The sequence below is a fragment of the Azospirillum aestuarii genome, from assembly GCF_016632405.1.
Lineage (GTDB): Bacteria > Pseudomonadota > Alphaproteobacteria > Azospirillales > Azospirillaceae > Azospirillum > Azospirillum aestuarii.
On sequence record NZ_JAEPIV010000075.1, the window covers coordinates 1 to 4,335 of the forward strand.

At 72.2% G+C, this 4,335-nt stretch carries 1 protein-coding gene; it reads right to left on the reverse strand.

Translation table 11 applies throughout. The features are described 5' to 3' along the window. The coding region (locus JJL56_RS32570) for a beta strand repeat-containing protein (protein ID WP_247891383.1) at positions 1-4,335 on the reverse strand (4,335 nt) is incomplete at both ends.

The window sequence follows — 4,335 nt, forward strand, 5'->3', positions numbered from 1 at the left end:
CCACCGCCGCGAACTCGACGTTGTCGAGCTGGATGGTCACCGGACCCGCCGCCGCCGAGGTGTTGAGCACCACCGCGGTCGGCGCTGTGCTGGCGGTGCCGGTGCCGCCCAGCGTGTTGCCGGTCACCCTGGTCTGCACCGCTTGGCCGGCCGCCACGCCCGGCGTGCTGAAGTCGATGGCGCGCACCAGGAGCTGGGCCTGCGCGGACAGCACCGAGAGGAAGCCGTCGCCGCCGCCGGTCAGGTTGCCGCGCGAGGCCGTGCCGGCGTCGGTGCGCGCCTCGATGGCGGCGATCAGGCCGGTCACCCCGGTCTGGGCCTGCGCGGCGGTCTGCCGCTCGGCGTTGCCGCTGGTGGTGACGGCGACGCCGGTGGAGACGCTGACCGTCAGGGTGGTGACGGTGGACACCGTCCCGGTCCGGGCGTCGACCACCTGCTCGCGCACCACCGGCACGTCGGCCAGATCGGCGTTGGCGGTGTTGCTGTCCTCGACCCGGTCCTCATTGCTGGCCGCGATGGTCACCGTGGTGGTGCGCGTGCCGTCGCCGCCGGTGGTGACCGAACCGCTGACGGTGGCGCCGTCCACGGTGGCCGTCGGCGGCGGGGCGACCGGGGCGGGCTTCTCCACGGTGGCGGTGAGCTTCTGCGTCGTCGCGGTGAAGGGCGCCGACACGTTGCCCGCCGGATCGGTCAGGCCGAGTGTCAGGGTGAGCGTGCCGTCGCCCAGGCCGGCGAGGTCCAGCCCGGTCACCCGCGCGGTCGGCCCGCTCATCACGCCGCTGCCGGTGACCTGGCCGCCGCCCGCCGAAGTGATCGTCCAGGTGAAGCCGGCCCCGGCCTCGCCACCGCTGATGGTGAAGGCGGCGCTGGTTTGCTCGATGGCGTCGATGCTGTCGTCCTCGAACAGCACGGTCGCGGTCGGGGCGGTGGTGTCGATGGTCAGCGATTGCGTCCCCGCCGAGGACGTGTTTCCAGCGGCATCCGTGGCGGTGGCCGAGACCGGGTTGGCGGCGTTGGCGTTCAGATTCAGCACGCCGGTGACCGGCGTCGCGGTGGCGAGGTCGAGGCTCCAGGCGCCGCCGTTGGTGGCGGTGGTGGTGTAGGTGGCACCGCCGACGGTGACGGTGACGGTGCTGCCGGCTTCCGCCGAACCGGTGAGGGTCGGCGTCGTGCTGTTGCTCAGCGCCGTGGTGACGGTCGGGGCATCGGGCAGCGTGGTGTCGATGGTCAGCGTCTGCGTGCCCGGCGCCGACACGTTGCCCGAGGCGTCGGCGGCCGTCGCCGAGACGGGGTTGGCGCCGTTGGCGTTCAGGCTGAGCGAACCGGTGACCGGGGTCGCGGTGGCAAGGTCGATGCTCCAGGTCCCGCCGGTGGCGGTGGTGGTGTAGGTGGCGCCGCCCACCGTGACCGTCACCGTGCTGCCCGCTTCCGCCGTGCCGGTGAGGGTCGGCGTCGTGCTGTTGCTCAGCGCGGCGCTGGTCACCGCCGGAGCGTTGGGCAGCGTGGTGTCGATGGTCAGCGATTGGGTGCCGGCCGAGGACGTGTTGCCCGCCGCGTCGGTCGCGGTGGCCGAAACCGGGTTGGCACCGTTGGTGTTCAGGCTGAGCGAACCGGTGGTCGGCGTCGCGGTGGCGAGGTCGATGGACCAGGCCCCATTCGTCGCCGTGGTGGTGTAGGTGGCGCCGCCCACCGTGACGGTCACCGTGCTGCCCGCTTCCGCCGTTCCGGCCAGAGTTGGCGTCGTGCTGTTGGTCAGCGCCGCCGAGGTCACCGCCGGAGTGTTCGGAACCGTGGTGTCGATGGTCAGCGACTGCGTCCCCGCAGCCGACACGTTGCCCGCCGCGTCGGTCGCGGTGGCCGACACGGTGTTCGTGCCGTTGGCGTTGAGGCTCAGCGTGCCGGTGGCGGGCGTTGCCGTGGCGAGGTCGAGGCTCCAGGCGCCGCCGTTGGTGGCGGTGGTGGTGTAGGTGGCACCGCCGACGGTGACCGTCACCGTGCTGCCGGCTTCCGCCGTGCCGGTCAGGGTCGGCGTCGTGCTGTTGCTCAGCGCGGCGCTGGTCACCGCCGGGGCGTCGGGCAGCGTGGTGTCGATGGTCAGCGATTGGGTGCCGGCCGAGGAGGTGTTGCCCGCCGCGTCGGTCGCGGTGGCCGAGACCGGGTTGGCACCGTTGGCGTTCAGGCTGAGCGAACCGGTGACCGGGGTCGCGGTGGCAAGGTCGATGCTCCAGGTCCCGCCGGTGGTGGTGGTGGTGTAGGTGGCGCCACCCACCGTGACCGTCACCGTGCTGCCGGCTTCCGCCGTGCCGGTCAGGGTCGGCGTCGTGCTGTTGGTCAGTGCCGTGGTCACCACCGGAGCGTTCGGAGCCGTGGTGTCGATGGTCAGCGACTGCGTGCCCGCTGCCGACACGTTGCCCGCCGCATCGGTCGCGGTGGCCGAGACGGCGTTGGCGCCGTTGGCGTTCAGGCTCAGCACGCCGGTGACCGGCGTCGCCGTGGCGAGGTTGATGGACCAGTTTCCGCCCGTCGCGATCGTGGTGTAGGTCGCCCCACCCACCGTGACGGTCACCGTGCTGCCCGCTTCCGCCGTGCCGGTGACGGTCGGTGTCGCGCTGTTGGTCAGCGCGGCGCTGGTCACCACAGGAGCGTTGGGGTTGGTGGTGTCGATGGTCAGCGACTGCGTCCCCGGAGCCGACACGTTGCCCGCCGCGTCGGTCGCGGTGGCCGAGACGGCGTTGGCGCCGTTGGCGTTCAGGCTCAGCGCGCCGGAGGTCGGCGTCGCCGTGGCGAGGTCGATGGACCAGTTCCCGCCCGTCGCGATGGTGGTGTAGGTCGCCCCCCCCACCGTGACCGTCACCGTGCTGCCCGCTTCCGCCGTGCCGGTGACGGTCGGCGTCGTGCTGTTGCTCAGCGCGGCGCTGGTCACCGTCGGAGCGTCGGGCAGCGTGGTGTCGATGGTCAGCGATTGGGTGCCGGCCGAGGAGGTGTTGCCCGCCGCGTCGGTCGCGGTGGCTGACACCGGGTTGGCGCCGTTGGCGTTCAGGCTGAGCGAACCGGTGACCGGCGTCGCGGTGGCGAGGTCGATGGACCAGGCCCCACCCGTCGCCGTCGTGGTGTAGGTGGCGCCGCCCACCGTGACGGTCACCGTGCTGCCAGCCTCCGCCGTCCCGGTGAGCATTGGTGTGGCGCTGTTGGTCAGCGCCGTGGTCACCACCGGAGCGTTCGGAGCCGTGGTGTCGATGGTCAGCGATTGGGTGCCGGCCGAGGAGGTGTTTCCAGCGGCATCGGTCGCGGTGGCCGAGACGGCGTTGGCGCCGTTGGCGTTCAGGCTGAGCGAACCGGTGACCGGCGTCGCGGTGGCGAGGTCGATGGACCAGTTTCCACCCGTCGCGATCGTGGTGTAAGTCGCCCCACCCACCGTGACGGTCACCGTGCTGCCCGCTTCCGCCGTGCCGGTGACGGTCGGCGTCGCGCTGTTGCTCAGCGCGGCGCTGGTCACCACAGGAGCATTGGGGTTGGTGGTGTCGATGGTCAGCGACTGCGTGCCCGCCGAGGACGTGTTGCCTGCGGCGTCGGTCGCGGTGGCCGAGACCGGGTTGGCACCGTTGGCGTTCAGGCTCAGCGCGCCGGAGGTCGGCGTCGCCGTCGCAAGATTGACGCTCCACGTCCCGCCCGTCGCGATGGTGGTGTAGGTCGCCCCCCCCACCGTGACCGTCACCGTGCTGCCCGCTTCCGCCGTGCCGGTCAGGGTCGGCGTCGTGCTGTTGCTCAGCGCGGCGCTGGTCACCGCCGGGGCGTCGGGCAGCGTGGTGTCGATGGTCAGCGATTGGCTGCCGGCCGAGGAGGTGTTGCCCGCCGCGTCGGTCGCGGTGGCCGAGACCGGGTTGGCGCCGTTGGCGTTCAGGCTGAGCGAACCGGCGGTCGGCGTCGCGGTGGCGAGGTCGATGGACCAGGCCCCACCCGTCGCCGTCGTGGTGTAGGTGGCGCCGCCCACCGTGACGGTCACCGTGCTGCCAGCCTCCGCCGTCCCGGTGAGCATTGGTGTGGTGCTGTTGGTCAGCGCCGTGGTCACCACCGGAGCGTTCGGAGCCGTGGTGTCGATGGTCAGCGATTGGGTGCCGGCCGAGGAGGTGTTTCCAGCGGCATCCGTCGCTGTGGCCGAGACCGGGTTGGCGCCGTTGGCGTTCAGGCTGAGCGAACCGGTGACCGGCGTCGCCGTGGCGAGGTTGATGGACCAGTTTCCGCCCGTCGCGATCGTGGTGTAGGTCGCCCCACCCACCGTGACGGTCACCGTGCTGCCCGCTTCCGCCGTTCCGGCCAGAGTTGGCGTCGTGCTGT